The sequence below is a fragment of the Phascolarctobacterium faecium DSM 14760 genome (assembly GCF_003269275.1).
Taxonomy (GTDB): Bacteria; Bacillota; Negativicutes; order Acidaminococcales; family Acidaminococcaceae; genus Phascolarctobacterium; species Phascolarctobacterium faecium.
Window position 1 is genome coordinate 38,698 of the sequence record NZ_QLTS01000009.1, and the last position, 24,339, is coordinate 63,036.

Here is a 24,339-nt window from a genome sequence, read left to right on the forward strand (position 1 = left end):
TGGTGGAGGAAAGACGACCAAAGGAGAACTCGGATCATGGATAAAATTCAAGGAAAAATTAAATTTATAGCACCGTCTTTACAGGATGAACATTATAGCACAGCATATATTTTAGGTAATATTACCTGGCTGATGATGCATTCTAAACAACATGAGACGATGCCGCTGCATATGATGGCTTCGCAAATCTTTCCGGCGATCGCCAATAAGCAGTATGTACTGGGAATGTCAGAAAAAGGCAGCCCGTTGTTTTATATGGCCTGGGCCAATTTTGATGATGCTGCTGAAGCGGAGTATTTAACAAACTATAACCTGGCGTTAACACCTCATAACTGGAACGGCGGCGATCGTCCCTGGATACTGTTTTTTGCTGCACCGTTCGGTGGAGCTTATGAAGGTGAACGCTGGATAAAAGAAAATCTTTTTAAGGATTCGCCTGAAGTGCGGTTTCTTTATCATGAGGGTAAAAAACGTGGTAAACGTATTTTATGTAAACGCGGCAAAAATGTCTCTGCGATGGCAAGCTTGAAGTGGCATAATGAAAATATGCCGTTAGTAGCGGCGCCGATGCAGCTTGAAAAAGATGTGGCGTCACTGCTTGGTTAATCAAAAATAAAAATCCTCAACCAATTTTGGTTGAGGATTTTTTGTTTTTAAATTATTTTTGTAGTCCAATCTTCGATGTTCCAAACTGAAGTTACCCAATCTTCATAAAATTCAGGTTCATGCGAAACCAGAAGGATACTTCCTTTAAATGAGATCAGCGCGCGTTTAAGTTCTTCCTTTGCGTCAACGTCCAGATGGTTTGTTGGTTCGTCTAAAACAAGCCAATTGATATCACGAAGCATCAGCTTGCATAAACGGACCTTAGCTGCTTCGCCGCCGCTCAAAACAAAAACTTTGCTGGTAATATGTTCGTTAGTTAAACCACAGCCCGCTAAAGCGGCGCGGACTTCATAATTGGTAAGACCGGGATATTCGTTCCATACGTCTTCTAAAGCTGTATTTTCGTTTTTAGTGCGTTCTTCCTGCTCAAAATAACCAGGTTCTAAAAATTCACCCAGTTCTACAGAGCCTGACACTGGCGGTATCAGTCCTAAAATAGTTTTTAAAAGGGTCGTTTTGCCTAGTCCGTTTACACCGCGGAGAGCTATTTTCTGACCGCGTTCAAGATTGAAGCTTACAGGACGAGTAAGCGGTGTATCATAGCCTAAAACTAAGTTTTTAGCTTCAACTATGAAACGGCTTGGAGTCCTTGCTTCTGTAAATTTAAAGGTTGGTTTAAGTTTTTCACGTGGTTTTTCAATGATTTCCATTTTATCAAGCTTGCGCTGCCGGCTTTTAGCCATATTAGTAGTAGCGACGCGTGCTTTATTGCGGGCGACAAAATCTTCCAGTTTGGCAATTTCCTGCTGCTGACGTTCATAAGCGCTTTCACGCTGGGCTTTATAAATAGCGTACATTTCCTGAAATTTGTCATAGTTGCCGGTATAGCGGGTCAGTTCACAGTTTTCCAAATGGTAGATAACGTTGACTACCTGATTGAGGAAGGCTATGTCGTGAGAAATAAGAATGAAGGCATGCTCATAGTTTTGTAAAAACCTTGTCAGCCATTCGATATGCTCAACGTCTAAATAGTTGGTAGGTTCATCTAATAACAAAATGGAAGAGTTCTGCAAAAGCAGCTTGGTAAGCAAAACCTTACTGCGCTGACCGCCGGAAAGTTTGCTGACATCTCTGTCAAGCCCGATACTGCCTAAGCCGAGACCGTTAGCCACTTCTTCGATTTTAGTATCTAATGAATAGAAACCACTGTGTTCGAGCTCTGTCTGGATCTCGCCTACAGTATTCATCATTTTATCTATTTCTTCAGGTGCAGCTTCAGCCATCTTGTCGTAAAGTTCCAGCATCTGTTTTTCTGCTTCGTACATATCATTGAAAGCAGTGCGCAGGACCTCGCGGATAGTTTTACCGGCCTCTAGTGTACTTTGCTGGTCTAAGTAACCAACAGTAACGCGTCCGGGCCATTCTACCTTGCCTCCATCCGGCAGTAAATGGCCGGTAACGATATTAAGGAAGGTCGATTTACCTTCGCCGTTGGCACCGACGAGACCGACATGCTCGCCGCGCAGTAATTTAAAAGAAACATTTTCCAAGATCTGGCGGCCGCCAAAAGTATGGGAAACATTAGTAACATTCAAATAGCTCATACTAAACCTCTTTCATCAAAATATATGTTACAATTTTAACGTAACTAATAGTAGTTTGTCAAAGCAGAAAACAGGATTTTACATGGAAATGTCGAATAAAGCAATACTGAATTTAATAAGGAGGCTTTTATAATGATCTGCGGAAATAAGCAAGATATAGAAAAAATACTGCCATATGTATCAGAGGGTTTACAGAAAGCTTTACAATATATAAAAGAAACAAACTTTGCCGAAGTAAATAACGGTGAATATGAAATAGATGGCAGGGATGTATTTGTAAGAATTAATACCTATGCGACAGAAGATAAAATAAATAAAAAGCCCGAAGCTCATAATCAGTATATTGATGTCCAGTATTTAGGTGCAGGGGAGGAAATAATTTATTTTACCCCCAGAAGAGCTGAACATATTGTTGTGGAAGATCATGCAGATGAAAGTGATCTGCTTTTTTACGAAGAAATAGAGGAGAAGGATCACGTAGTTTTGCAGACTGGTGATTTTGCTGTATTTTTTCCGTGGGAATTACATCGGCCTGGCTGCAGTACCAAGAATGGAATGCAAGAAGTGCAAAAAATAGTTGTTAAGATTAAACATAAAAATCAGTAAAAATTTCAAAAAAAGTGTTGACAAGATTACAAAATTGCCATATAATACCACTTGTGACGTTGAGAAACGTCAGTGACCTTCCCCGATAGCTCAATCGGTAGAGCACTCGGCTGTTAACCGAGTTGTTGTAGGTTCGAGTCCTACTCGGGGAGCCAACTGGCCGGTTGGTCAAGCGGTTAAGACACCGCCCTTTCACGGCGGTATCGGGGGTTCGATTCCCCCACCGGTCACCATTCGGGCGCTTAGCTCAGCTGGGAGAGCGTCTGCCTTACAAGCAGAATGTCGGCGGTTCGATCCCGTCAGCGCCCACCAGAAATCAGGCATATCCAAGAAACTTGGATATGCTTTTTTTATTTGATTTTTAGGAATAATTGCTTTCATAATGTTTTACAAAAGTAACAAACCAGCAGGGAAGCCCTTAAAGAGGTTTTTTTGATAATTTGCATTTCTCCTGGCTTTGTAGTAAAGTCAAATTAGCAATAAAAGAGTATTTATAGTAAGGAGGCATAATTATGAAAAAAACTTTTCTTTCCAGTATTCATGAACGCCGCAGCGTTTACAGTATTACCAACACTTCTCCGATTCCCAAAAATAAAATTGTAGCACTGATAGAAATGCTGTTGGAGGATGTTCCTTCGGCCTTTAATTGTCAGAGCGCCCGTGTTGTAGTATTGTTTGAGCAGGCTCATAAAAATTTTTGGGATATTGTTATGAGAACTTTGCGTGAACGTGTACCGGCTGAAAAATTTGCGCCTACTGAAGCTAAAATCAATAGTTTTGCAGCAGGGTATGGTACTATTTTGTATTTTGATGATGAAGGCATTACAGAAACTTTTGCCAGTAATTTTCCTACTTATGCGGCAAATTTTAAAACTTGGGCAGATCAGGCTAACGGCATGCTGCAGTTTGCTATCTGGACAGCTTTAGAAGAGGAGGGGTTAGGTGCCAATCTGCAGCATTATAACCCAATTATTGATGCGGAAGTAAAAGAAGTATTCAATATCCCAGATCAGTATCGTTTGATTGCGCAAATGCCGTTTGGCGCTAAAACAGCTGAGCCTGATGAAAAAGAAGTTATATCCGGTTCGGATAGAATGCGTATCTTAGAATAAAAGATGAAAATCCCCCGATTAAACGGGGGATTTTTTTTGAAAAGACATTCTTTTGACATTTAATAATGTTATACTAATAATATAACTATTCTTGGAGGTGCAACAGATGAAGATGTCGCGGAAATTTATAACTGCTGGTGTGGCAGGAGTCATGGCTTTGGGGATAGCTGTTTCAGCATGGGCTGCAGAACCTCAGATTACTGATCAAAAAATACGTTCTGGAGGAGTAACAGTTAATATCCCTGTTGTGAAAGGCGCCGTAGGCGGTGCAGAAGTTGATGACAAAGTGAATATGGCAATTGATTTTAATATTGTGAAAAAGTTGTATGCTTATTTGCCCGGAGGAAGTAATGGACTGAGTTTACAGGAAAATTACTATCCTGAGTTTGACGGTTACGGTGGTGCGAAGGCGAGCCGTGAGTTTGTGACTGATATAGCAGGCTTTATCAATCGTCAACTGCAAAATCAGGCGCAGGCAGCTCATAAAGCCGGTTCTCATGTCAAACAGTATACGTTTGACGGCAGATATCAAGTGCGTTTTAACAGTGAAGAGTTACTTTCTTTAGAACAAACTTATATGGATTATTTGGGTGGTGCCCATCCGAATACATATTTGGATACGATCAACGTAAATTTAAAAAACGGTAAATTACTGAGTTTAGGCGATATGTTTAAAGCTGGCAGCAATTATCTGCCGCGTTTGAATGCCATTGTTGCAAAACAGGTGGCAGACGAACAGCAGTTAAAGGGATTTTTTGATAAAAAAGTAGAAGTGAACGGAACAGAAAATTTTTATATTACGGATAATGCTGATCTTGTTATAGTATATCCGCCTTATGCTGTTGCTCCGTATGCTGCCGGAACGATCGAGTTTATCATTCCTGTTAGCCAGGTTGCAGATATTTTTAATTTTAAATTAGAATAAAAGACTGATATTTTAGCCCTGCTGAAGCAGGGCTTTTTTTATTGTCTGATCAAGCGAAATACTTTTATGACATAAATGACAGGGATTTTTCAAATAATGTTAACGCGATTATGTATTATAGTGCACATATTTGAACTATTATTGAAAACATAAAAATGAATAGCTGGATATAATAAAATTGATGTAATTAATATTACAGAAGAATAAAAGTGTGGTTGGTGAAATTATGTTTAGCAAGAAATTCAAAAAAATAGGATTGAAAATAGCCTATTACAGAAAAAGAAAGGCATTGAAACAGATGGAAGTAGCGGAAAAGGCTGGTATCTCCTGTTCATATCTTTCTAAAATTGAAACAGGGAAAGTGCGTTACAGTCTGGCTGTTTTGATACAGATCGCAAAAGTACTCGAGATTGATCCAGGGGAACTGTTGACAGATGGGAGCAGTTATTAAGTTAAGAAAAAGTAAAGAGGTGTAAGAAAGTGGAAGAACCTAATTATAAAACGATAGGTATTAATATAAAAATTAAAAGGATACGTCAAGGTATCAGTCAGGCTAAATTGGCTAAGCTTTTAGGAGTATCCGCAGCTCATTTGTGTAATATAGAAAATGGTAAAGTTAAAATAAGCCTGAAAATGTTGTATAAGCTTACCGGTTTTTTTAAGTGTAGTTTAGATGATTTGCTAACCGTTTAAGATACTTAAAAACATAAATGCTCAGTAAAAGCAGTAGAATAAAAACTTTTGACTTATTGTCTATATAATATGTATATATTACTGAACCTCCATAAAAAAATGGAGGTTTTTCTTTTTTATGTAAATAAAGATATAATATTTCAAAAGATAGTATTGAATGTAAAAATAAAATAAATAATAAAAAGAAATAAAAATAATATAAAAAGTAATTTTGAAACTTAAACTTAAGACAAAAACATATCCATTATGATAATATATAACCAATGCAACAAGAATACTTTTGTTAGAAATAAATTTAAATATAATGAATTGTATAGTGTATGTAAAATATCAAAAAAATTATTGCAGATTATTCTGATAATTATAAATGCAATATTGAAGACATAATATGAAGTAATTTTTTGAATAGCATTTAAATAATGTAAAATGTTTATTGATATAAATTAATGGAAGTTGAAAAAATTAACACATAAAATAAAAAAGATATAATTTATTTATTTCTGTGCACTAAAGAACACATATGTTAACTATTTCTGAACACCTAAATATTAATAAAATGTGATAATAATATTAATAAAGTATAAAGAATAGCAAAGAAGGGATAAATAATTAACATCTTGGATTAGTATGGAAATGGAGATTTAAATGTTTTCGACAAAATTTAAACAATTAGGATTAAAAATTCAATATTACAGACAAATGAAAAATATAAGTCAGGTAGAATTAGCTGATGAGGCAGGAATCTCACGCTCGTATCTGTCGAAAATAGAAACAGGGAAAGCGCAGTGCAGCGTACCAGTTTTGCTGCAGATTGCGCAAGTCCTGAATGTTGATGCAGGTATTTTGCTGACAGATAAGGACATTTAAGTAAGATCAGAATAATTTTCTGGTATGTTTATCTGCATACCGGTTTAATTTTGAAAAGCTAGCAAACAAATGGTTTTATCCTGATGTTTAGCTTTTATAAAAATATAGTTCTAAAATTTTCTGGGATTATATTTTATACAGTTCAGGGAGGAGATGGCAGTTATGAGCGTAGAACCCAATTTTGTAAAAATCGGACAAAACATCAAGATTATGCGTATCCGTAAAGGTGTTACCCAATCAGAGCTTGCGAAAAAACTTGGTATTTCTCAAACACATATGAGTAATCTGGAACATGGGCGTGTGAGTGTTAATTTGAAAGTTTTGTTAAGACTTTCACATTATTTCAGCTGTGGCGTTGATGCACTTTTAGGCTTAACTTTGAATACTGAGGTTAAACCTCAAGAGGTAGAAGACAAATATACCGCAGAAGAATTATTGGATATTCTGAAAGTACTGAAAAAACAGGTTATTTAAAATCTAGATTGAAGTGAAGCTTTTAAGATGCAACTCAGATGCTTTGTATATTGGCTTCCACTGATTGGAAAAGTGAGTTTTGCTTTACATTTTTCAAATAACTCCTAAAGAACAAAAAAGCGCACTTTTAGTGCGCTTTTTTGTTCTTTATTTTTAATACTAATTGCATACTGTATACACAAATGCGGGTGAAATAAGAAGAATACTTGTATACAATTGCCTAAATGCTTGAAAAAAGTTCCGATTGTGTTACAATAGAAAACGTTGTTGGATATTGTTAGTTAATATTTTCGTGGAATACCAACGAAATAAAATTAATTTATTTGAGGGGTTGAGCTAGGATAATGATGGATATTTTAAACACTATCAATAGTTTTGTGTGGGGACCGCCGTTAATGGTTTTGCTTATTGGCACAGGTATTTTACTGACTGTAAGATTAGGTTTATTACAGGTCATAAAGCTGCCAACCGCATTGAAATTGATTTTTACTGCAAGAAATACAGGCAACGGCGATATCAATAGCTTTAAAGCCTTGTGTACGGCGTTGGCAGCTACTGTTGGTACAGGTAATATCGTAGGTGTTGCTACAGCGATCAAGGCAGGTGGTCCCGGAGCGTTGTTCTGGATGTGGATGGCGGCTTTTTTCGGTATGGCAACTAAATATGCCGAAGGTGTTTTAGCAGTGAAATACAGAACGGTTGATGCCAACGGCAATATTTCCGGCGGACCGATGCATTATATTGAACAGGGACTTGGTAAAAAATATAAACCTCTGGCAGTTATGTTTTCGGTATTCGGAGTGATGGTTGCCTGTTTAGGCAGCGGTACTTTTACACAGGTCAATGCTATCGTTGAGATCACTAATCTTTCCATAGGGATCCCGGTCATGTATACGGCAGCTATTCTGACTGTTTTGGTGGCAATCGTAACTATCGGCGGCTTGAAATCTATCGCGATGGTAGCAGGAAAAATAGTGCCATTTATGGCGTTAGTTTATATGCTTACTACAGCGGCAGTACTGATCGTATTTGCAGATCAGGTACCTGCAGCATTTGCTCTTATCATTGAAAGTGCTTTTAATCCTACGGCGGCAGCTGGTGGATTTTTGGGTGCTACTGTTATGCTGGCGATGCGCAGTGGTATTGCGCGCGGTATTTTTTCTAACGAAGCCGGTTTAGGCAGTGCTCCGATTGTAGCAGCGGCGGCAAAAACAAAATGGCCTGCTGAGCAGGGGCTGGTATCAATGACGGGAACTTTTATCGATACGATCATTATTTGCACAATGACAGGTTTGGTTCTGGTGGTTTCCGGAGTTTGGACAGGCGATTTGAATGGTGCGGCTATGACTCAATCTGCTTTTGCAATGGCTTTCCCTGCAATGGCAAAATATTTATTGATGATAGGTTTAGTGTTATTTGCTTTTACTACTATTTTGGGTTGGAATTATTACGGTGAACGCTGCATTGAATACCTTTTTGGCACGAAAAGTATCATGCCTTATCGTTTAGTCTTCATTGGTCTTGTGGCGTCCGGTGCTTTTTTAAAGCTGGAAACGATTTGGGTTTTGGCTGATATCGTTAACGGTTTAATGGCGATTCCGAATCTGATTGCTTTGCTGGGATTGAGTGGAGTAGTTGTGGCAGAAACAAAAGCTTATTTTACATATTGGGAAAAAGTGCGTTCCCGGAAAAAAAGAATTGATATTATTGGTGAACCTGAATATAGTGAATAAAAAATATCCCGCAGCTTAAGCTGTGGGATATTTTTTGACTTCTGGCAGAAGTCATTTTTTTGTGGTAATATGAAAGCAGAGAAAGACAAGGTAAAGGAGCTGGAGGTATGGAAAAGGCAGAGGTAATTAAAGCGTTTCATTTGATGTGGGATAATTATCCGGAGTCGGCAATGCTTATTGATAAAAAGCGTAATATTATTGCTGCCAATAAAGTCGCACCCAGTACAGGACGCATAGAGGGCAACAAGTGTGCTTTAGTTGAGCCGTTAGAACAGCACAAGGGCTGCAGGGCAGAAGAAGCGTGGAAGAATGGTGAAGCCAGTTATCGTAAAAAAGTCGGTAAATTAGGTGACGTAGTTTCTTTTTGGATCCCTGTCGATGGTTATCCTGATTATTTGGTGCATTTTTCTGTCGGTTCGATTCAAAAATATGAATATAACGTTTGAAAATAAACCCTGCTGTAATTTGCAGCAGGGTTTTATATGACCAGAATAAACGAAGTATTATATTTCGTTCTTTATGATTTATGCAAAATAAAAAAGACGCAGAACAAGTCTGCATCTGTCTTTTCCATTGGTACGCCCGAGTGGAATCGAACCACCGCACACGGCTCCGGAGGGCTTATTGCAAGCTTGAAAACCATTGATATAACTAGCTTTGTTGCTTTATGGTCGCAGTTTTGGTCGCACTCTTTGTTTTTTTCTTCTGAAAAAGGTCTATTATATGTCTGTTAAATCCTGGCATTGCATGTCCGTACATTTTAAGTGTTGTGTTTGCGTCAGCGTGTCCAAGACACCTTGATACTTCTAAGATGGGTATATCTTTGGTGAGTGCTGCTGTAGCAAATGTATGCCTGAATGTATGGATATTTTTATTTATTCCGGCCAACTCACATATCTTTACCCAAGCACGTCGGATATTTCCATAGTTAAGGGCTTTGCCGCTTTCGGTACAAAATACGAAGCCGTTTATATAAGTGATTTTACCGCTTGTCTGCATAGCTTTTAGTCTTTCTATGCATGCATCATAGACGATCGGGATGTGACGTATACCTGCTTTTGTTTTAGGATCATGGAATACTTGACCAGTACCACTGTCTTTTGCGCGTTGTATACAAATTTCTCTTTTATCAAAATCAATATCTTCCCATTTTATTGCAAGAAGTTCACCTATCCTGCAGCCAAGTACTAGGAGCAAATAAAATAATGTGTAGTATTTTTTATAGTATTTATTGGTCCGTAGTACACGGAAGATGCGGAGCAGTTCACTAAAAGAAAATACTGACATTTCTTTATATTTGATTTTCACCGGTTCAACAGCTTGCATTGGATTATATTGTACCATTCTCAGAGCCACAGCTTTCTTGTAAGCGGAGAAAAGTAACTTATGTATCTTACTTATTGAAGAGGTACTTAAAACACCGTCATAGCTATTATACAGCTTTTGTATTTCTTTGCCGCTGAGCTGGTCAATGGGTATATGTGCAATAGGAGCAAGCTTATTAGCACTTTGTTTTTGCCTTGCAAAACTGCTGCTGCGTAGGTGTGGTTTTTGATATGTTTCTAAAAATTCTATTACCCATTCACCAATGGTAATAGAAGATGCTGTGAGATTACCTTTATCACGTTCTGCACGTATTTCTTTCTTAAATTCTTTAGCTTCTTTTTCGGTGGCAAAGCGTTTACGGTGACGTTTGCCGTCGTTGTCGCAGTAGTCGTAACAATATTTTTTTCGTACTTTGTCGTACCATATTGTTCCGTCGCCGTACATTGCTTCACTTCCTTTTTTTATTATATTTTTGGGGATGTTTTTTACAAACTTATAAGGTAAGAATGTATATCAGACAGTTCGCGTTGAATATAGCGCAAGTCGTGATATATATCATCCATACCAGATTTAATAAGCCAAAGGCTATCAATTTCTTGTGATATTAAATTTATTTGATACGCTTGGAAACAAAGCATACATATGATAATTAATAACAAAATGTTAGTAAGATTAATAGTGTTAATTTTAAATTTATTATCCATAATTTAGTGCCTCTATACTTATAGTTTTTATTAAATTCATTTATGACGTTGAGCTTCAAGTTCATCAACAAAACAATAGTTATCAAAGTCATTATTTATAATATGCTCCTGCTCATGCAGAAGAGTTTTTCTGTTTGCTTCATAGGTAAGACGTGCATTCAAGACACATATTTTTTCTCCATCCGCATTTGTAACGCAATATCCACCTATTTTGCAAGGAAGGTCTGCAAGAACCACCCTTGATATCATGGTTATCACTCCTGTTACTCTTCGTATTCTTCTTTCTTTTTCATTCTTGAAATGAGTTCTGCAGCTACTTTTAAATCTTCCGGAGATACATTTTTGGCCGCATCAAATAATATACGCATACCTGGATTTTCATAAAGTTCTTGGGCCATCTTTGCTGCCTCAGGATCAATGTAATAACCCTGTTTTTCGGTAAGGCCGTTATCTTCAATGAGATTACTTTTTTTTAATCCAAAATGATCTGCTATTTTTTGAATGGCACCCATTCGCGGTTCTTTTGCACCACTTTCCCATGTAGAAACAGCCTTATCCGTAACTCCCGCGATAAGGGCCAAATCTTTTTGAGATAGTTTATATTTTTCTCTTAGTAATTTTATGTTCTCTTTTATTCCCAATGATTTCACCTCTTTTTATATAATACACTGAAAGTAGAAGAAAATCAATGATGATATGAAAAAAATCTACTTTTAGCGGTTGACAATCTACTGAAAGTAGATTAAAATATTATCAGAGGCAACACATAGGAGGCGATAAAATGGAAGATATTTCGTTAAAACAAGCCAGGTTACTTAGAGAAAAGACACAAGATTATATGGCGGAACTTCTAGGAATCCATGTTCAAACGTATCGTAAACTTGAACAAAACCCAGATAGTGTTACCATTGGTCAAGCAAAGGTTATTTCGAAAAACTTAGGCTTTCCGTATGACACTATTTTTTTTAACAATTAGCTCTACCTAAAGTAGAAGGGGCTTGATGAAATTGAAAGAAAGGAGGATCAGGAAGATGGAACTTGTGACGTGTGACGAGTATGCGAAAAGCAGAGGATTATCGTTGGTTACCATTCGAAGGTATTGCCGTGAAGGAATTGTCCCATACCTTCGGATTGGGAAGGTATATAGGTTAGATCCTCCGCTAGTTGATGAAGCTTTAGCACAAGTTATGCGTGAGAATATGGAATATCGATCTAATGGGATAAAGCGAAGTCGTAAGCGAAGGAAAAATTTTGATTTTGAAGCAGCGTTAAAGGCTTTATAGGAGATGAGAAAATGAAGAACATTTATGAAGATATTCACTTAGCATACTTAGCAGCGGTTGATATAATAGCAGGCTTACTTAATAGTATTGCAAGGTATCCGGCTATGTGGTTACTGACTGTAGTAGCAACACTGGTAGCAGTACGAATGATCTACAATATTGGTTACGCTATGGGGCAGGTGGCAGGCTTATGATTAGAGATTTTACCGTAGCAACTACTGCAATATTTGTCGGAACATACATTGCTATTATGGCTGCTGTAGTGACAGTAGGGGTGTTGAGATGATAGGCAAAAGAAAAAGAGCTACCGAAGTTGCAGCTTCGATAGCTCAGGGTGGACATGTAAATTTTACGAAGTTTAGCGTCCACCTTCATTTTAGCAAAAGAATTGGAGGATTGCAAGTATGGATAAATTTGATGATTTAGTATATTCGCTTCGGTATGAAGCAGAGGCTATTCTAGAGAATCTGAAGGAAATGGATGATCTGGATGGTGATGAAGCTAAAGTCAGTACATTGCTGAAATGGATCAAAAGTAGTGCAAATAGTATTGAAAATAAAATTGAAGATTATCAACCTAACCAGGGAATAACAACAGCTGAATTACGTAGCAAGATGATACTAAGCTATCCGGGGAGGGCATTATGATGGACGATAGATATACAGCTGTATCTAATCCACCAAAAGATGCTTTAAAAGAAATAGAATTTGGTGCATTGCGTGGTAAAAGTGATATTAATCCGCAATGGAAAATAGAAGCAATGACGGAAAAATATGGGATGTGTGGAATTGGTTGGAAATTTGAAATTGTTGATATACGTACTACTTGTATGCAGGATGACGGAAGAATATTGCTTTTTATGCAGGTGAATTTGTTCATAAAAGACGGTGAAAATTGGAGTGCTCCTATCCCTGGTTATGGTGGGGATATGATTGTAAAGAAAAATAAGAATGGGATTGAACCTAATGATGAAGCTTATAAGATGTGTTTAACAGATGCACTCGGAAATGCTTTGAAGTACGTTGGTGTTGCGGCTTCTGTATATCGCGGTTTTTATGAAACAAAACATGAAAAACGGCAAGCTGATAAACGTGAAGAAAAGAAACGTCAAGAAGAAAGCCCAATTCAAATTACGTCTACCAGTGCATCTGGTTATGTAAGATTTATAAATGGTATTCAGTGTCAAGTTAAAAGTACTCGAAATAACGAATGGTATGACGTAGAATATTTAACTCTGAAAAATTTAGAAGAAATTCTTGAAGATGAAAAATATTCTGATGCTTATGATGCTATTAGATCAATGATCAATGCTAAGGCAGCTGGGATGAAATGAAGTTCACGGTTAAAGGGTTACAGAGATTAAAAGGGATGGGATACATAAATTTAGTAGTACCTGTCCCTTTATCAGAGGAAGAAGAAATCAATAAAATCGATCCTGAAAAGCAGTATGTTGTAGAGGTCAAGCAATGGCGCAAAGGGCGTTCTAACGACGCTAATAAATACGCTTGGGTATTGTGTCAAAAAATAGCAGAAAAGCTGTCAGAAGAGAGCTTTCATAGCAAGGAAGATGTTTACAGGAAGGCGATCAGGGAATGTGGTTACGGCAGAATATGGCCAGTGCCAACTGATGCTGTAAACAGAACTATTGAAATTTGGCAAAGCAATGGTGTTGGCTGGATAGCTGAATTGCTTGGTGAATGTCAGAACATTAAAGGCTATAGCAATGTAAGGGTATATTACGGTAGCAGTGCTTATGACACGAAAGAGATGAGCCGTTTTATAGATTGTTTGGTATCTATGGCAAAAGATATTGGCGTAGAAACTAGGCCGCAGGAAGAATTAGATGAGCTGATCAAGGAGTGGGGCGTTAAAGATGATTCCAAAAATAAAGAGGATAAGACTTAAGGGTAAAGCGCTTAAAAAACTCTGCGAGGAAGTATATCGGCGTGATGATTGTTTGTGTGTAAACTGCAATAGCTTTGTTGAGCTTGGAGTTAAGCCACACCATGAGCCACTAAAGTCACAAGGCGGACAGGATAGATTGGAAGATATGGCAATGCTTTGTAATAAATGCCATTACCTGCGCCACAATGCCGCCGAGGGCGTTGTAATTGGGCAAAAGGTAAAAGCGTATTTATCTACAAAATATGACCATCAGGAGTAAAGTGCTATGAATACTGGGTTTATTGCTTTACATCGAAAATTGTTAGATAGTCCGATTTGGCAGGTTACGACAGTTGAGCAAAAGGTAATTTTAATCACTCTGCTTTTAATGGCAAATCACAGTGAAAAAAAGTGGTATTGGCAGGGAGAAGAATTTATTTGCCAACCGGGACAATTTATAACCAGCTTGCCTAATATCGTAAAAGCTTGCGGAAATGGACTAACAGTCCAAAATGTAAGGACTGCGTTAAAAAAGTTTGAAAATATGAATTTTTTAACAGACCAATCAACAAAGACTGGAAGGCTGATAACTATAGTAAACTGGCAGGTTTATCAAGGAAAAAGGGAAGTCGACAACAGACAACCTAACAGTCAGCTAACAGACGGTCAACAGACACCTAACAGACAACCTAACAGTCAGCTAACATCTAACAATAATGATAATAATATAACAATGATAAACAATGATAATAATAATAACGCGCACGCACGCGAGCAAACCAAAAATAGATTAGAGGTTAACGAAAAAGAAAAAGGTTTTGAATTATTTTGGGAATTATATCCGTCGAAAAGGAAAAAGCCTGTTGCAAGAATAGCATGGATGAATATGCGTGTACACTCTGAAGAACAGTATGCATTGATTAATGCTGCTGTTGAGCGATACAAAAAAACTAATCAGTGGCAGGAGGAGAACGGAAGGTACATACCTGATCCTGATACTTTTTTGCAGGATGAACGTTGGACGGATGAGATCAAATTACCGAAATCAGTGCAAGCTGCTGACAGGGAAGCACAAGAGAAAGACGAATGGATTGCAAAAAATAAGGAGCGCTGGGCAGCGATACCTCCAGAGAAAAGAAAATACAGACTGGCTTGTTTTATGGGGCTGGACTGGGAAGAAGTGAGGGACATGCCATATGTTGGAACTTAGAGAGATAACGGCAGCTTATGAAGTGTGGCAGGCGGCGGGATTAAAGCCAAACTGGGGAAGCGAAGATGCAAAAAAAACTATCGAAAGGCAAACCCTGGAGCGTTATAAATACACAGACATTGAGATGTGGGGCGATACTGTTGATTATATCGCTGATAATAATAAATATTGGCCAACATGGGCAGATATTAATAATACTTTATCAATCCTACGACAAAATAAAATCGGTGCAGAGAAGAAGGCTATTGAGCGTAATTCTAAAGCGGCAAATGAGTTTGTTAAAAAGTTGTTTGCTGATCTTGCTGCCGGTAAAACATTTGGCGAACTACGGCAGCCAGTGAGTGAGAAAGTCAGAGCTGCAGCAAAGAGGATTTTTCCTGACGCCGATGATAGCTTTATAAAGCGTAATTACAACGATATCAGCTTTATCGCAGACGTTGAACGAAAATGCGCTGAATGTATTAACACTGTTGATTGTCCATACAGCGGACATCAACCGTTTTTGAGGGTAGATAAAGAAAGCGGATTTACTTATGTGGTAGCTGATCGTGAACGGTGTTATAAATATCATCCGTTAGTGCCTGATGTAGTACCAAAACGGTCAGCATGTCGTCAAGGTGATTTAGCTAAAGTTTAAAGGAGCGGTAACTATGAAAAAGTATGAGTTGACAGCAGAGTTTATAGAACAATGGGGCAAGAAATTATTTAGGATTAAGGCTTTAATTAGCTTTGGAAGTGTTGAAGCTGGTGAACTTGGTGGATATGTGGAAAAAGAAGATAACTTAGCGCAAGATGGCGACGCTTGGGTGTACGGCAACGCTTGGGTGTACGGCAACGCTAGGGTGTGCGACGACGCTTGGGTGTACGGCAACGCTTGGGTGTACGGCAACGCTAGGGTGTGCGACGACGCTAGGGTGTGCGGCGACGCTTGGGTGTACGGCAACGCTAGGGTGTGCGACGACGCTAGGGTGTACGGCAACGCTAGGGTGTGCGGCAACGCTAGGGTGTACGGCGACGCTGAGGTGTACGGCAACGCTGAGGTGTGCGACGACGCTTGGGTGTACGGCAACGCTTGGGTGTACGGCAACGCTGACTATTTATTGATCGGTCGCATTGGTAGTAGATTTAGTTTTACGACATTTTTCAAAAATAAAGACAAAGGTATAACAGTGTCTTGTGGTTGTTTCTTAGGGACTATTGCCGAATTTAGAGCTAAGGTTACCGATACACATGGAAATAATAAGCACGCAAAAATGTATAACCTTGCTGCAGATATGGCAGAACTACAGATTTTAGGGGAAGAACATTTTGACAAGCTGAACACTAATAAGTCAGAACCGTTTTGAGGTGAGATTATGAATTGCGATATATGCCATAAGGATACAACGGCGGGGAGTCTCGTAACCAGAGGCCGACGTTTTAAGGTGCATATTTGCCCGAACTGCTTGATGTGGTCAGATGATACACGGGCCGTGAAGGCACGGGAGATATTTAATAATATTAAAAGATTGCAGGACAAGGAATACGTTAGCATAAGTGGCGAGCAGGAGTGAGGACAATGAATTTATTTTAGTTAAAACGGCCGCGCATACTAACTATATACAAGCATAAAGGGAAGTATACCCCTGCGGAGGTGATTAGCCCGTAGGGGGCGGCCTTTTAAATATAAGGAGTTGGAAATAGTGAAACCAATAAATATAAAAATTATGATGGCGTTAATCGAAAAAGAACCAGGCGATCAGTATGTACCGGTATTGAAACCAGTACTTATGCAGATACTGACTGAAATCAAACATTTGCGCCGGAAAAATAGTCAGCTCGGCGGTAAAAATGCCCGGTTAAGGCGAGAGAAGAAAGCTCTAGAAATTATGTTATCGGCGGTAGTAATAAATGACGACGTGGAATGAACTACCAGCACACCTTGTAAGTAAAATACGTTCGGACAGCGTAACGGCGCCGGCGAATTTACCCGGGGCTGTACCTGTGCTGAAATATGGCAATAGAGTTACCGAGGTAGACGGCATACGGTTTGACAGCGAAAAAGAAGCTGACTATTACTGGCAATTACATTGGCTTATGCGAGAAGGTACAGTAAAAGAGGTTGAACTACAGCCAAAATTTGTTTTACAGCCTGGTTATAAGAGGGAAGGTAAAAAGATAAGGCCGATTATTTACAAGGCTGATTTTAAGGTGACGGAAGCCGGCGGTCATGTTTATTACGTCGATACAAAGGGTATGAAAACACCGGTATATCTATTGAAAAAGAAGATGCTGCTATATCGTTACCCGGACATTGACTTTAGAGAAGTTTAAGGTGGTGGAGTAGTGGAGAAAATTAGAAGTCTTGTAGGTATGGTATCAAAAAAGAAGTTTTTTTCGGCCTGCAAATGTTATGAAAATAATAAATATGGTGTTGATTATGTCAAACCACAACTTTGCATAGATGAAGAAAGTCATCTCATATTTTGCGACCGATGCGGTGCAGTTATAGATCCGTTTGCAGCAATGCTCATGGTCGCAATTTTTGAAGAACGGCAAAACCGTGAATGGGGTAGATACATGGAAAGTGCTAGACGGTTTTGGAAAATAGCCCACAGCTATAAACCATACAGAGTAGCACTTAAAGAAATGGAAAAGAATATGGGTCGGGGTAATAATGCTATGTTGCCCTGCTGCCCAAAATGTGACAGAGCATTTGATCCTGCAGATATCAAAGCGTATGTTAATAAAAAATATGTATGTGACTAAGGCGGTGGAGTAGATGAAAAAAGGTGTAAAGATCGATAATAATAGACTGAAGAAATTGAAGTTATTTGCGCCGTATGAAGGAAAAAGCAAATTCTCAATCAGTTTTAATAAGAAAATTCGAGAACAATTAAAAACATGTCGAAAGGCTCGTAATAAAATAAAATGTCGGGTCATGCTGGCGAAAGCGATCATTATATTCGGGTACCACAACATGACAAAGGCGTATGATGCAAAATATCGTTATGAAATGAGGCGACGCTGTGCAAAGAATGGACAATAGAACAGAACGTATATTCTCAATGCTTGCTTATAGATATCTTCGGAATAGACATGATAAGGCTATAGTGAGTACATATTATTCTTATTATGAGGAAATATCAGATGGTTTAGTAAAATGCAAAAGGGCAGAAATAACGTACCGAAATAGAATGCTTGTCAGAATAATGGTCAAAAGGCGGTGCAAATTATGAAAAAGCCTGAAATAAAGTACGTAGGCTGGTGCCATGAGTGTAAGCATCTAGGAAGTTTTATTTGTGGTAACTGTAAGCCTAATGAGAAATACAGTTTTGCTAGACCTTCTGAATTTATGCCTAAGGACAAAAAACGTTGGGTAAGAATGGAGGAATAAAAAATGAAATACTTAGACTATTGTTATTTATGCATTAATAACAGAAAGGACAGTGAGTTGAGCGAAACCCCAGAATGTAGCAACTGTATTCAGCTTACTGTTATGTCTATGCCAACTAAGTTTAAATCGCGTAGGATTCCTTGGGCTGACAGAACGGAGTTAGAAAAACATGAAAATAATTAAATTGGCTAACGTAGTAGTACAGATACACGTTAGAGATGAATATTCAAAGCAGAGAGTACTATATTGTCCGTGGGTTAATTGCAAGCATTATAGTAATGGGGAATGCACTTATAAAGATAGCTATAGTTATAATGCCTGTCATTTTGTGCTAATGAACGGTTTTGCTTATTGTCAAGATTACGAGGGGGATGAAAAGAATGATAGCAATTAAAGGAATAGACATGCCTGCAAACTGCGATGAATGCCCGTTGATATATCCAGTTGGCTTTTATAGGAATCTACCATTTTCTATTGATAAGAGCAAAGGCTGCTGTATTCTTGTTCGTGAAATTGAAGATCCAAACATTAGGCTGATAGATTGCCCATTAATTGAGATAAAGGGGTATGAAGAAACGGTAAAGTTTATTTCTTATGACGGCGCGTATCCAAACCTTTGTAGAGGAACTCTTGTTTTAGAGTTTGAAGGTGTGAGATATGAGATTGAGGATTGCTTATTGTCTGGTGGCAGAGTTTGGTTTGATGTTGATTGGAAGGAATACGTCGAAGAAGGTCTATGGAGCGTTGATGATGATAAGTTGCCAGAAATTCTTAAACCTTACGCTAAATACATTGAATGTTTAGTAAATGAAAACGTGCCACTTGGTTGTTGTGGCGGTTGCATATAAGGAGTGTAAAGAACAGTGAATAGCATGGATTTTATTTATTTACTAATGAATTGTGTCGTTACAGCATCTATTATTGTGGCTATAGCGTCAGCTCTTTGGTCTATATTGGTACGTCTGACTGACAGCAGTGACAGACATAGCCGCTTATATGTCATTACTCACATTATAGGGGCTATAACACTTATGTTATTTGGAATAGCATTGCTCACAGATAAGGGAGTGTAAAGAACAATGAAAAAACGTGAACTTTGCGGCATTTATTTCAGAGTAAAGCGAGATGGTAAGTATGAAAATATCTGCTTTACTGATATGACAGAAGAAGAACAAAAAAGAGCAATTTATGATTTTTCGCCAGAATCTCTGCGAAATATGTGTATGGTTTTGGCGGGAGTTGTCAGAAATTTAGGCGATATGTTTGATATTAGTGCTGAGAAAGGTGAAGAACAATGACTAAAGCAGAGCTAATAAAGGCAATAGAAACTTTATCTGACGATACAGAAATTTATATGATTGAAAACTACGAAGATCTTGATAGTTCAGATGAATATCGTTTGCATAGCGTCGCGGTCATTAGCAAAATGGATAGTAGCCCGATTATTTGTTTGAGGTGAAGAAAAATGACTAACGAAAAAATGGAACAGATTGTGAAACTTTTAAAGGATAGCGGCGAAGATTATATTTTGTGTTACCCCATAAAAATTGACGGTGAAGATGGTTGCGATGTTTGTAATAAATCTGCCAGTATTTCACAAATCAAAATGCTTGAATGTATTTTAAACTTTATAATCAGCACTGGTAAAGACAATGGTGTTGATGATATCACCGCTAGGGTGTATTTGCGTCAAACACTAGATAACATAATTGACTATGTGTATAGGTTGGGGTGAATAGATTATGCGATTAATAGACGCTGATAAGGCGAAAGCTGAATTATTAAGAATAGCTAGAGATATACACGGTTGGGGTGAGTTTTTCGACGGAATTAGAAGCGGTTATCAAAGTGCTGCTGATAGGCTTGATACAATGCCTACAGAAGAACGTAAAAATGGGCATTGGCTTACTAAAAAAGCATGGCACGTAGAGTGTTCCGAATGCCATCATGTTTTAGAGTTTATTTGCGACGTTAAAAAATATTGTCCGAACTGCGGCGCAAAAATGGAAGGTGAATAATATGGAATTGATAGATAAAAATGCTTTAGTGGAATATTTAGAGAGAATGGGAAATGAAATATATGCAGGCAATGACGAATATTTTATAGGACAGAAAGCGGGTTTGATGAAAGTCGTTGGCGTTATAATGACCTTTCCTACTGTAGAGGAACGTAAGCACGGACGTTGGGAAGGGGGCGGTGCTTACTACTGTTCTAATTGCAACTCATATGCCGCAACAGATGTATTTGGCGGCGGGTTGGATATTACTGAACAGCATTATTGTTATAATTGCGGGGCTATTATGGACGGTGAACCCGAATGAACATACTAAAGTTAGAAAGATCAATAGCTTTATTAAAACCAATCATTTGGAAAATGCCTATGAATAAGAAAAGAGAGGCTTATATGACTTTATTGACGGCTGCTCAAAAGCAGATACCGCAAGAAGTAAATTTGGTAGTCGAAGAGCATTTTATACCAAACTGTCCTTTTCCACAACAAATACCTAAAGGCTGGGCATGTCCTGTATGCGGACGTGAGGTAGATGATGGTGCTCACTACTGTAAATACTGCGGCCAAGCTATATGTAATGATTAAGGAGTGAAGACATGAATTATCCTGATCTAATAAAATGGATATTTGAATTTGTATATGAACATTGGATATTAACGTTTTTGTTTATATTAGTTTTAAGAAGGTTTAGTATTTTTACAATAAATCTATCAGATAAGAAGGGCGATACAAATGTTATTAACAATAGAAAGCAAGTTTAATATAGGTGATAATGTACATGTGCCTAAGGGAGAACGTAAAGTACTTGGTGTTAAATTAGATTCTAAAGGTATCTTATATTTGCTTGAAAGTGCAGACGGTACGAGAGAATGGGTGCGAGAATATTGGATTGTTGTGGGCGAACAAGAACATAAACACGGAGAGTTTGAGGAGGCTATTTTGAACCAACTCGTAGAAGACAGTATGAATCCTTTTGGAGCATTATTTAGGCGATTTAGAAAGCAAAGCTAGAAGGAGACTGATATGCTAATAGAACAGTATATTAAGCATGTAGAGCGGTACTTTTGGGATCGTAAGCAAATACAAAAAGTTGTTGATGAAGAAAAAGAGCAACGTACTGCAAGGAAAGGGCATACTGGCGGTGGGGGGCATGCTTTTATCAGTAATCCAACAGAAACAGCAGCGTTAAAAAACATTGAGCCAGTACGTATGATATCATTTGGATATGGACCATATCAGTCGATAATAATGAACCCGGAGCTATGGCTTGAAGTTGTCACAGAAACCTATAAGATACATGAGAATCAGCTTACTGGTAAAGTTATGTATCAAAAATATGAAAAAAGGAAGCCGATGAAAATAATTGCAGAATTAACCGGCGTAAATAGAGATACCTGTTATGAATTTCGTAAGGAGTTTCTCCGAGATGCTGTTGGTTTGGCATTGAAAAAAGGTTTGATAAAATAAAAAAGTTTCCGACATATTACCTGTTTTAATGAGTTAAAATAGTATTGTAAGTTAGTAGGCTTACAACAAGCTTGGTGAAACGTTCAAGCTTAGCGCTTGGACATTACCCTGCCGTTGGGGTAATACAGCGGCTTATTTATTGGAGTGTGATTAAATGCTAGTAAAAGAACTAATAGAAAAGCTCAAGGAAATGCCCCAAGATGCACTAGTGATGTATGATTATGATTGTGAACTTGTTCCTGTAGATAAAGTGGAAACGTATCCATTTGAAGGAACTATAGCTGTGGAACTGTCTACAGATTGGAATAAGAATATACGTTAGTCTACATGAATAATTCGGCGTTAAAAAGTCGATAAAACACGGTAATATATATCAAAATTTAGCATAAAGCTTAATATAAAGGCACTTAACTTCGGTTAGGTGCTTTTTTATTTGCAAAGGTGGTGAGTATATGACAAAAGAAAGAACATTAACAGAGAAGGAAGAAAGATTTTGTCTTTCTTTTGCCAAAACAGCGAATGCAACTGCAGCAGCTATAGAAGCTGGATATAGCAAGAATTCTGCAGGAGTAACAGCATCAAGAAAGCTAAGAAAGGCTAATATTAAAGCTCGACTAAAAGAACTTGCAGCAAGGAAAGACAAGAAAAACATAATGGATATAAATCAGCGACAGGAATTACTAACAAAGATCGCCACAGAAGAACCTGATCCAAATGCAAGGATAAGGGCAATAGATACTTTAAATAAAATGGATGGTCTATACATACAAAAGCATGAGGTCGAAATAAAGAAAAGCCTTGCGGCAATTATTGAGGAAATAGATGATGCTTAGCCAACAAGACGCCGAATTTTTGAAAAAGAAAATCCCACAATGGCGAAAAGATCCTGCTCGTTTTGTAAAAGAAGTATGGAGAGTTGAGCCAACAGATCAACAAAAGGAATTTCTGCAGGCAATAGCTAAGCCGGGAGCTAAGGTTAGTGTTAAGTCTGGACATGGTACAGGAAAGACTACTTGTTTTGCTTGGATTATTCCTTGGTTTTTAACGTGCTTCGCAAAAGCTAAGATTCCTGTTACAGCTCCCACAAGCGCACAACTTAAAGATGCTTTATGGGCAGAGCTAAAAATGTGGTGGAATGCTATGCCAGTGCAACTGCATGATTTATTTGAATGGACTAATGACCATTTTACTTGTGAGACAGGGAGCTTTGCTATGGCAAGAACAGCAAGCAAGGATAGACCAGAGGCATTGCAAGGTATACACGCTGATAATATTTTGTTTTTGGTAGACGAGGCGTCGGGCGTGTTTGAAGAGGTCTTTGTAACAGCAGGAAGTGCTTTGTCGGCAGAAAATGCAAGAGTAGCAATGGCGAGTAATCCTACAAGAGTAACTGGTTATTTTTACAATAGCCACAATATAAACCGCCACTTTTGGGAAAAACTTACATTTAATGGCGAAGAAAGTCCAAGGGTTTCAAAACAGTATATAGAAAGTATTGCAAATGAATATGGACGAGACAGTGATGTATATCGAGTTCGTGTTCTTGGTGAATTTCCTAATGCAAGTGATTTACAATTTATTAGCTTAAAAATTGTTGAAGAAGCTAAGAACAGAAATATTAGGAAAGAACAGTTTAACTTTGCGCCTACTATTATTGGGTGCGATCCAGCATGGACTGGACCTGATGAGTTGGTAGTTTACTTGAGGCAAGGCCTCTATAGTAAACGATTATATACTTGTTTAAAGAATGATAACGATATTGTTACAGCAGGTATTATTGCTAGATTTGAGGACGAATATAATGCTGATGCTGTATTCATAGACCAAGGATATGGAACAGGTATATGGAGTGCGGGCGAAACAATGGGCAGATCTTGGAATCTTATTGCATTTGGTGGAAAATCTTCTGATTTGGGTTATGCTAATAAACGGGCTGAGATGTGGGGAAATATGAAAGAGTGGTTAATTAATGGTGGTGTAATTGAAGATGATGAAATTTTAACTAATGATTTGATAGGCCCTGAAGCTGGTGTTAATTTAAAAGGACAAATACAGCTTGAATCTAAGGATGATATGAAGAAAAGAGGTCAACCATCTCCTAATAGAGCGGATGCATTGGCCTTAACTTTTGCCTACCCTGTAATTAAAAAAGAATGTTATTTGGGGAATAATAGGCAGCAGTCGTATGATCCGTTTGCCGGTATGTGAAGGGAGGTGAGACTATGCATAAGATTATGATGCAGTTACACGGTGGCGGCGGTGGAGGTGGCAGTGTTGAGCCTATAAAACAAAGCGCACCTGGCAGTACAGCAGCGGCCACTATTGATAGTGCGACAGAGGGAGAGAGACAAAGCCTGCTTGAAAAACTCTCTAAAGCTCGTGGCAGAAGCTTTACCAATAAGACTGGCGGGCAACTTACTTCTGATAGTGTCAAGAAAATGTTGTTGGGAGAATGAT

At 38.2% G+C, this 24,339-nt stretch carries 41 protein-coding genes and 3 tRNA genes; 40 read left to right on the plus strand and 4 right to left on the minus strand.

The genetic code is table 11. The annotated features are described in order from the left end of the window. Nucleotides 1-36 precede the first annotated feature (36 nt). Complete coding sequence (locus C8D73_RS09230; RefSeq protein WP_021717028.1) at nt 37-606, plus strand: toxin-activating lysine-acyltransferase; 570 nt, start codon at nt 37-39, stop codon at nt 604-606. Between the two features lie 47 nt (nt 607-653). On the opposite strand, the gene C8D73_RS09235 is transcribed toward C8D73_RS09230, so the two are convergent. After that, the gene (locus C8D73_RS09235; protein WP_113078002.1) at nt 654-2,210 is read right to left on the minus strand and encodes an ABC-F family ATP-binding cassette domain-containing protein; all 1,557 of its coding nucleotides are present in this window, start codon (nt 2,208-2,210) and stop codon (nt 654-656) included. A 132-nt stretch (nt 2,211-2,342) separates the two neighbouring features. Here C8D73_RS09235 and C8D73_RS09240 point away from each other — a divergent pair, with 132 nt between their 5' ends. From C8D73_RS09240 to C8D73_RS09295, 12 genes are all read left to right on the plus strand, one after another. Continuing rightward, nucleotides 2,343-2,816: a NanQ anomerase/TabA/YiaL family protein gene (locus C8D73_RS09240; protein WP_113078003.1), complete on the plus strand. Its 474-nt coding sequence runs from the start codon at nt 2,343-2,345 to the stop codon at nt 2,814-2,816. Between the two features lie 79 nt (nt 2,817-2,895). After that, a tRNA-Asn gene (locus tag C8D73_RS09245) sits at nt 2,896-2,971 on the plus strand. A 3-nt stretch (nt 2,972-2,974) separates the two neighbouring features. After that, nucleotides 2,975-3,049 (plus strand) — tRNA-Glu (locus C8D73_RS09250). 3 nt (nt 3,050-3,052) lie between these two features. Then, nucleotides 3,053-3,128 (plus strand) — tRNA-Val (locus C8D73_RS09255). A 200-nt stretch (nt 3,129-3,328) separates the two neighbouring features. Further along, nucleotides 3,329-3,928: a nitroreductase family protein gene (locus C8D73_RS09260; RefSeq protein WP_021717031.1), complete on the plus strand. Its 600-nt coding sequence runs from the start codon at nt 3,329-3,331 to the stop codon at nt 3,926-3,928. A gap of 106 nt (nt 3,929-4,034) precedes the next feature. Then, nucleotides 4,035-4,853: a DUF3298 and DUF4163 domain-containing protein gene (locus C8D73_RS09265; RefSeq protein WP_021717032.1), complete on the plus strand. Its 819-nt coding sequence runs from the start codon at nt 4,035-4,037 to the stop codon at nt 4,851-4,853. Between the two features lie 211 nt (nt 4,854-5,064). Next, nucleotides 5,065-5,304 carry a helix-turn-helix domain-containing protein gene (locus C8D73_RS09270; protein WP_206672118.1) on the plus strand — a complete coding sequence of 80 codons (240 nt, stop codon included), beginning with the start codon at nt 5,065-5,067 and terminating at the stop codon, nt 5,302-5,304. 29 nt (nt 5,305-5,333) lie between these two features. Further along, complete coding sequence (locus C8D73_RS09275) at nt 5,334-5,546, plus strand: helix-turn-helix domain-containing protein (RefSeq protein ID WP_113078004.1); 213 nt, start codon at nt 5,334-5,336, stop codon at nt 5,544-5,546. A gap of 645 nt (nt 5,547-6,191) precedes the next feature. Beyond that, complete coding sequence (locus C8D73_RS09280; protein WP_021717035.1) at nt 6,192-6,413, plus strand: helix-turn-helix domain-containing protein; 222 nt, start codon at nt 6,192-6,194, stop codon at nt 6,411-6,413. A 162-nt stretch (nt 6,414-6,575) separates the two neighbouring features. Then, nucleotides 6,576-6,887, plus strand: a complete 312-nt coding sequence (locus tag C8D73_RS09285) for a helix-turn-helix domain-containing protein (RefSeq protein ID WP_167457070.1) — start codon at nt 6,576-6,578, stop codon at nt 6,885-6,887. Nucleotides 6,888-7,231: 344 nt separating this feature from the next. Continuing rightward, entirely contained in the window at nt 7,232-8,620 is a 1,389-nt protein-coding gene (locus C8D73_RS09290; protein WP_044491490.1) for an alanine/glycine:cation symporter family protein, read from the plus strand. A 107-nt stretch (nt 8,621-8,727) separates the two neighbouring features. Beyond that, nucleotides 8,728-9,066 carry a hypothetical protein gene (locus C8D73_RS09295; RefSeq protein WP_021717038.1) on the plus strand — a complete coding sequence of 113 codons (339 nt, stop codon included), beginning with the start codon at nt 8,728-8,730 and terminating at the stop codon, nt 9,064-9,066. A gap of 205 nt (nt 9,067-9,271) precedes the next feature. Here the strand turns inward: C8D73_RS09295 and C8D73_RS09300 are convergent, their stop codons facing one another. The 3 genes from C8D73_RS09300 to C8D73_RS09315 form a co-directional block, all read right to left on the minus strand. Beyond that, complete coding sequence (locus C8D73_RS09300; RefSeq protein ID WP_113078006.1) at nt 9,272-10,390, minus strand: tyrosine-type recombinase/integrase; 1,119 nt, start codon at nt 10,388-10,390, stop codon at nt 9,272-9,274. 296 nt (nt 10,391-10,686) lie between these two features. After that, nucleotides 10,687-10,899, minus strand: a complete 213-nt coding sequence (locus tag C8D73_RS09310) for a hypothetical protein (protein ID WP_113078008.1) — start codon at nt 10,897-10,899, stop codon at nt 10,687-10,689. A 14-nt stretch (nt 10,900-10,913) separates the two neighbouring features. Beyond that, nucleotides 10,914-11,291: a helix-turn-helix transcriptional regulator gene (locus C8D73_RS09315; protein WP_113078009.1), complete on the minus strand. Its 378-nt coding sequence runs from the start codon at nt 11,289-11,291 to the stop codon at nt 10,914-10,916. A 140-nt stretch (nt 11,292-11,431) separates the two neighbouring features. Between C8D73_RS09315 and C8D73_RS09320 the strand changes: the two genes are divergently transcribed. From C8D73_RS09320 to C8D73_RS09455, 27 genes are all read left to right on the plus strand, one after another. Further along, nucleotides 11,432-11,626, plus strand: a complete 195-nt coding sequence (locus C8D73_RS09320; protein ID WP_113078010.1) for a helix-turn-helix transcriptional regulator — start codon at nt 11,432-11,434, stop codon at nt 11,624-11,626. 318 nt (nt 11,627-11,944) lie between these two features. Next, nucleotides 11,945-12,127 (plus strand): hypothetical protein, encoded by a 183-nt coding sequence (locus C8D73_RS09330; protein WP_113078012.1) that lies wholly within the window; start codon nt 11,945-11,947, stop codon nt 12,125-12,127. A 210-nt stretch (nt 12,128-12,337) separates the two neighbouring features. Next, nucleotides 12,338-12,580 carry a hypothetical protein gene (locus C8D73_RS09335; RefSeq protein ID WP_113078013.1) on the plus strand — a complete coding sequence of 81 codons (243 nt, stop codon included), beginning with the start codon at nt 12,338-12,340 and terminating at the stop codon, nt 12,578-12,580. Then, nucleotides 12,577-13,266, plus strand: coding sequence for a hypothetical protein (locus C8D73_RS09340; protein ID WP_146739227.1), 690 nt, complete (start codon nt 12,577-12,579; stop codon nt 13,264-13,266). The genes C8D73_RS09335 and C8D73_RS09340 overlap by 4 nt, the downstream gene beginning before the upstream one ends. A 35-nt stretch (nt 13,267-13,301) precedes the next feature. Further along, on the plus strand, nt 13,302-13,838 hold the full coding sequence (locus C8D73_RS09345; protein WP_146739228.1) for a hypothetical protein: 537 nt from the start codon (nt 13,302-13,304) through the stop codon (nt 13,836-13,838). Next, nucleotides 13,807-14,097, plus strand: coding sequence for an HNH endonuclease (locus C8D73_RS09350; RefSeq protein ID WP_113078016.1), 291 nt, complete (start codon nt 13,807-13,809; stop codon nt 14,095-14,097). Before C8D73_RS09345 ends, C8D73_RS09350 begins: the two co-directional genes overlap by 32 nt. A gap of 6 nt (nt 14,098-14,103) precedes the next feature. Then, entirely contained in the window at nt 14,104-15,027 is a 924-nt protein-coding gene (locus C8D73_RS09355; RefSeq protein ID WP_113078017.1) for a hypothetical protein, read from the plus strand. Then, nucleotides 15,014-15,664 (plus strand): hypothetical protein, encoded by a 651-nt coding sequence (locus C8D73_RS09360; RefSeq protein WP_113078018.1) that lies wholly within the window; start codon nt 15,014-15,016, stop codon nt 15,662-15,664. The genes C8D73_RS09355 and C8D73_RS09360 overlap by 14 nt, the downstream gene beginning before the upstream one ends. A 13-nt stretch (nt 15,665-15,677) precedes the next feature. Then, complete coding sequence (locus C8D73_RS09365) at nt 15,678-16,373, plus strand: hypothetical protein (RefSeq protein WP_113078019.1); 696 nt, start codon at nt 15,678-15,680, stop codon at nt 16,371-16,373. 336 nt (nt 16,374-16,709) lie between these two features. Then, nucleotides 16,710-16,934, plus strand: a complete 225-nt coding sequence (locus C8D73_RS09375; protein ID WP_113078021.1) for a hypothetical protein — start codon at nt 16,710-16,712, stop codon at nt 16,932-16,934. Continuing rightward, nucleotides 16,918-17,340: a DUF1064 domain-containing protein gene (locus C8D73_RS09380; RefSeq protein WP_113078022.1), complete on the plus strand. Its 423-nt coding sequence runs from the start codon at nt 16,918-16,920 to the stop codon at nt 17,338-17,340. The genes C8D73_RS09375 and C8D73_RS09380 overlap by 17 nt, the downstream gene beginning before the upstream one ends. 12 nt (nt 17,341-17,352) lie before the next feature. Next, nucleotides 17,353-17,775 carry a hypothetical protein gene (locus C8D73_RS09385; RefSeq protein ID WP_113078023.1) on the plus strand — a complete coding sequence of 141 codons (423 nt, stop codon included), beginning with the start codon at nt 17,353-17,355 and terminating at the stop codon, nt 17,773-17,775. A 13-nt stretch (nt 17,776-17,788) separates the two neighbouring features. Next, on the plus strand, nt 17,789-18,055 hold the full coding sequence (locus tag C8D73_RS09390; RefSeq protein ID WP_113078024.1) for a hypothetical protein: 267 nt from the start codon (nt 17,789-17,791) through the stop codon (nt 18,053-18,055). Nucleotides 18,056-18,241: 186 nt separating this feature from the next. Continuing rightward, nucleotides 18,242-18,403, plus strand: a complete 162-nt coding sequence (locus C8D73_RS11230; protein ID WP_170123201.1) for a hypothetical protein — start codon at nt 18,242-18,244, stop codon at nt 18,401-18,403. Nucleotides 18,404-18,783: 380 nt separating this feature from the next. Further along, nucleotides 18,784-19,251 (plus strand): hypothetical protein, encoded by a 468-nt coding sequence (locus C8D73_RS09405; RefSeq protein ID WP_113078027.1) that lies wholly within the window; start codon nt 18,784-18,786, stop codon nt 19,249-19,251. Between the two features lie 231 nt (nt 19,252-19,482). Further along, nucleotides 19,483-19,701 (plus strand): hypothetical protein, encoded by a 219-nt coding sequence (locus C8D73_RS09410; RefSeq protein WP_113078028.1) that lies wholly within the window; start codon nt 19,483-19,485, stop codon nt 19,699-19,701. After that, on the plus strand, nt 19,698-19,862 hold the full coding sequence (locus tag C8D73_RS11235) for a hypothetical protein (RefSeq protein WP_170123202.1): 165 nt from the start codon (nt 19,698-19,700) through the stop codon (nt 19,860-19,862). The genes C8D73_RS09410 and C8D73_RS11235 overlap by 4 nt, the downstream gene beginning before the upstream one ends. 6 nt (nt 19,863-19,868) lie before the next feature. After that, on the plus strand, nt 19,869-20,138 hold the full coding sequence (locus C8D73_RS09415) for a hypothetical protein (RefSeq protein WP_113078029.1): 270 nt from the start codon (nt 19,869-19,871) through the stop codon (nt 20,136-20,138). A gap of 7 nt (nt 20,139-20,145) precedes the next feature. Then, nucleotides 20,146-20,421, plus strand: a complete 276-nt coding sequence (locus tag C8D73_RS09420; RefSeq protein ID WP_113078030.1) for a hypothetical protein — start codon at nt 20,146-20,148, stop codon at nt 20,419-20,421. A gap of 1 nt (nt 20,422) precedes the next feature. Beyond that, entirely contained in the window at nt 20,423-20,725 is a 303-nt protein-coding gene (locus C8D73_RS09425; protein ID WP_113078031.1) for a hypothetical protein, read from the plus strand. Beyond that, complete coding sequence (locus C8D73_RS09430; RefSeq protein WP_113078032.1) at nt 20,722-21,000, plus strand: zinc ribbon domain-containing protein; 279 nt, start codon at nt 20,722-20,724, stop codon at nt 20,998-21,000. Before C8D73_RS09425 ends, C8D73_RS09430 begins: the two co-directional genes overlap by 4 nt. Before the next feature lie 147 nt (nt 21,001-21,147). Then, nucleotides 21,148-21,426: a hypothetical protein gene (locus tag C8D73_RS09435; RefSeq protein ID WP_113078033.1), complete on the plus strand. Its 279-nt coding sequence runs from the start codon at nt 21,148-21,150 to the stop codon at nt 21,424-21,426. A 12-nt stretch (nt 21,427-21,438) separates the two neighbouring features. Beyond that, complete coding sequence (locus C8D73_RS09440) at nt 21,439-21,882, plus strand: hypothetical protein (protein ID WP_113078034.1); 444 nt, start codon at nt 21,439-21,441, stop codon at nt 21,880-21,882. A gap of 154 nt (nt 21,883-22,036) precedes the next feature. Continuing rightward, a complete protein-coding gene (locus C8D73_RS11240; protein ID WP_170123203.1) occupies nt 22,037-22,204 on the plus strand; it encodes a hypothetical protein in 168 nt (55 codons plus the stop codon). A 130-nt stretch (nt 22,205-22,334) separates the two neighbouring features. Further along, the gene (locus C8D73_RS09445) at nt 22,335-22,715 is read left to right on the plus strand and encodes a terminase small subunit (protein ID WP_113078035.1); all 381 of its coding nucleotides are present in this window, start codon (nt 22,335-22,337) and stop codon (nt 22,713-22,715) included. Next, a complete protein-coding gene (locus tag C8D73_RS09450) occupies nt 22,705-24,090 on the plus strand; it encodes a terminase (protein WP_113078036.1) in 1,386 nt (461 codons plus the stop codon). The genes C8D73_RS09445 and C8D73_RS09450 overlap by 11 nt, the downstream gene beginning before the upstream one ends. 14 nt (nt 24,091-24,104) lie before the next feature. Beyond that, nucleotides 24,105-24,338: a hypothetical protein gene (locus tag C8D73_RS09455; RefSeq protein ID WP_113078037.1), complete on the plus strand. Its 234-nt coding sequence runs from the start codon at nt 24,105-24,107 to the stop codon at nt 24,336-24,338. The last annotated feature ends 1 nt before the right edge of the window (nt 24,339 follow it).

Bases quoted from the DNA above. Each gene is read 5' to 3' on its own strand.
- C8D73_RS09425 (WP_113078031.1), top strand. From the start codon at position 20,423: ATGGAATTGATAGATAAAAATGCTTTAGTGGAATATTTAGAGAGAATG.
- C8D73_RS11235 (WP_170123202.1), top strand. From the start codon at position 19,698: ATGACTAAAGCAGAGCTAATAAAGGCAATAGAAACTTTATCTGACGAT.
- C8D73_RS09430 (WP_113078032.1), top strand. From the start codon at position 20,722: ATGAACATACTAAAGTTAGAAAGATCAATAGCTTTATTAAAACCAATC.
- C8D73_RS09320 (WP_113078010.1), top strand. From the start codon at position 11,432: ATGGAAGATATTTCGTTAAAACAAGCCAGGTTACTTAGAGAAAAGACA.
- C8D73_RS09295 (WP_021717038.1), top strand. From the start codon at position 8,728: ATGGAAAAGGCAGAGGTAATTAAAGCGTTTCATTTGATGTGGGATAAT.
- C8D73_RS09450 (WP_113078036.1), top strand. From the start codon at position 22,705: ATGATGCTTAGCCAACAAGACGCCGAATTTTTGAAAAAGAAAATCCCA.
- C8D73_RS09440 (WP_113078034.1), top strand. From the start codon at position 21,439: ATGCTAATAGAACAGTATATTAAGCATGTAGAGCGGTACTTTTGGGAT.
- C8D73_RS09285 (WP_167457070.1), top strand. From the start codon at position 6,576: ATGAGCGTAGAACCCAATTTTGTAAAAATCGGACAAAACATCAAGATT.
- C8D73_RS09380 (WP_113078022.1), top strand. From the start codon at position 16,918: ATGACGACGTGGAATGAACTACCAGCACACCTTGTAAGTAAAATACGT.
- C8D73_RS09290 (WP_044491490.1), top strand. From the start codon at position 7,232: ATGATGGATATTTTAAACACTATCAATAGTTTTGTGTGGGGACCGCCG.
- C8D73_RS09455 (WP_113078037.1), top strand. From the start codon at position 24,105: ATGCATAAGATTATGATGCAGTTACACGGTGGCGGCGGTGGAGGTGGC.
- C8D73_RS09335 (WP_113078013.1), top strand. From the start codon at position 12,338: ATGGATAAATTTGATGATTTAGTATATTCGCTTCGGTATGAAGCAGAG.
- C8D73_RS11230 (WP_170123201.1), top strand. From the start codon at position 18,242: ATGAAAAAGCCTGAAATAAAGTACGTAGGCTGGTGCCATGAGTGTAAG.
- C8D73_RS09355 (WP_113078017.1), top strand. From the start codon at position 14,104: ATGAATACTGGGTTTATTGCTTTACATCGAAAATTGTTAGATAGTCCG.
- C8D73_RS09230 (WP_021717028.1), top strand. From the start codon at position 37: ATGGATAAAATTCAAGGAAAAATTAAATTTATAGCACCGTCTTTACAG.
- C8D73_RS09345 (WP_146739228.1), top strand. From the start codon at position 13,302: ATGGGATACATAAATTTAGTAGTACCTGTCCCTTTATCAGAGGAAGAA.
- C8D73_RS11240 (WP_170123203.1), top strand. From the start codon at position 22,037: ATGCTAGTAAAAGAACTAATAGAAAAGCTCAAGGAAATGCCCCAAGAT.
- C8D73_RS09240 (WP_113078003.1), top strand. From the start codon at position 2,343: ATGATCTGCGGAAATAAGCAAGATATAGAAAAAATACTGCCATATGTA.
- C8D73_RS09445 (WP_113078035.1), top strand. From the start codon at position 22,335: ATGACAAAAGAAAGAACATTAACAGAGAAGGAAGAAAGATTTTGTCTT.
- C8D73_RS09280 (WP_021717035.1), top strand. From the start codon at position 6,192: ATGTTTTCGACAAAATTTAAACAATTAGGATTAAAAATTCAATATTAC.
- C8D73_RS09420 (WP_113078030.1), top strand. From the start codon at position 20,146: ATGCGATTAATAGACGCTGATAAGGCGAAAGCTGAATTATTAAGAATA.
- C8D73_RS09365 (WP_113078019.1), top strand. From the start codon at position 15,678: ATGAAAAAGTATGAGTTGACAGCAGAGTTTATAGAACAATGGGGCAAG.
- C8D73_RS09360 (WP_113078018.1), top strand. From the start codon at position 15,014: ATGTTGGAACTTAGAGAGATAACGGCAGCTTATGAAGTGTGGCAGGCG.
- C8D73_RS09340 (WP_146739227.1), top strand. From the start codon at position 12,577: ATGATGGACGATAGATATACAGCTGTATCTAATCCACCAAAAGATGCT.
- C8D73_RS09435 (WP_113078033.1), top strand. From the start codon at position 21,148: ATGTTATTAACAATAGAAAGCAAGTTTAATATAGGTGATAATGTACAT.
- C8D73_RS09310 (WP_113078008.1), bottom strand. From the start codon at position 10,899: ATGATATCAAGGGTGGTTCTTGCAGACCTTCCTTGCAAAATAGGTGGA.
- C8D73_RS09415 (WP_113078029.1), top strand. From the start codon at position 19,869: ATGACTAACGAAAAAATGGAACAGATTGTGAAACTTTTAAAGGATAGC.
- C8D73_RS09410 (WP_113078028.1), top strand. From the start codon at position 19,483: ATGAAAAAACGTGAACTTTGCGGCATTTATTTCAGAGTAAAGCGAGAT.
- C8D73_RS09405 (WP_113078027.1), top strand. From the start codon at position 18,784: ATGATAGCAATTAAAGGAATAGACATGCCTGCAAACTGCGATGAATGC.
- C8D73_RS09260 (WP_021717031.1), top strand. From the start codon at position 3,329: ATGAAAAAAACTTTTCTTTCCAGTATTCATGAACGCCGCAGCGTTTAC.
- C8D73_RS09300 (WP_113078006.1), bottom strand. From the start codon at position 10,390: ATGTACGGCGACGGAACAATATGGTACGACAAAGTACGAAAAAAATAT.
- C8D73_RS09265 (WP_021717032.1), top strand. From the start codon at position 4,035: ATGAAGATGTCGCGGAAATTTATAACTGCTGGTGTGGCAGGAGTCATG.
- C8D73_RS09330 (WP_113078012.1), top strand. From the start codon at position 11,945: ATGAAGAACATTTATGAAGATATTCACTTAGCATACTTAGCAGCGGTT.
- C8D73_RS09235 (WP_113078002.1), bottom strand. From the start codon at position 2,210: ATGAGCTATTTGAATGTTACTAATGTTTCCCATACTTTTGGCGGCCGC.
- C8D73_RS09350 (WP_113078016.1), top strand. From the start codon at position 13,807: ATGATTCCAAAAATAAAGAGGATAAGACTTAAGGGTAAAGCGCTTAAA.
- C8D73_RS09390 (WP_113078024.1), top strand. From the start codon at position 17,789: ATGAAAAAAGGTGTAAAGATCGATAATAATAGACTGAAGAAATTGAAG.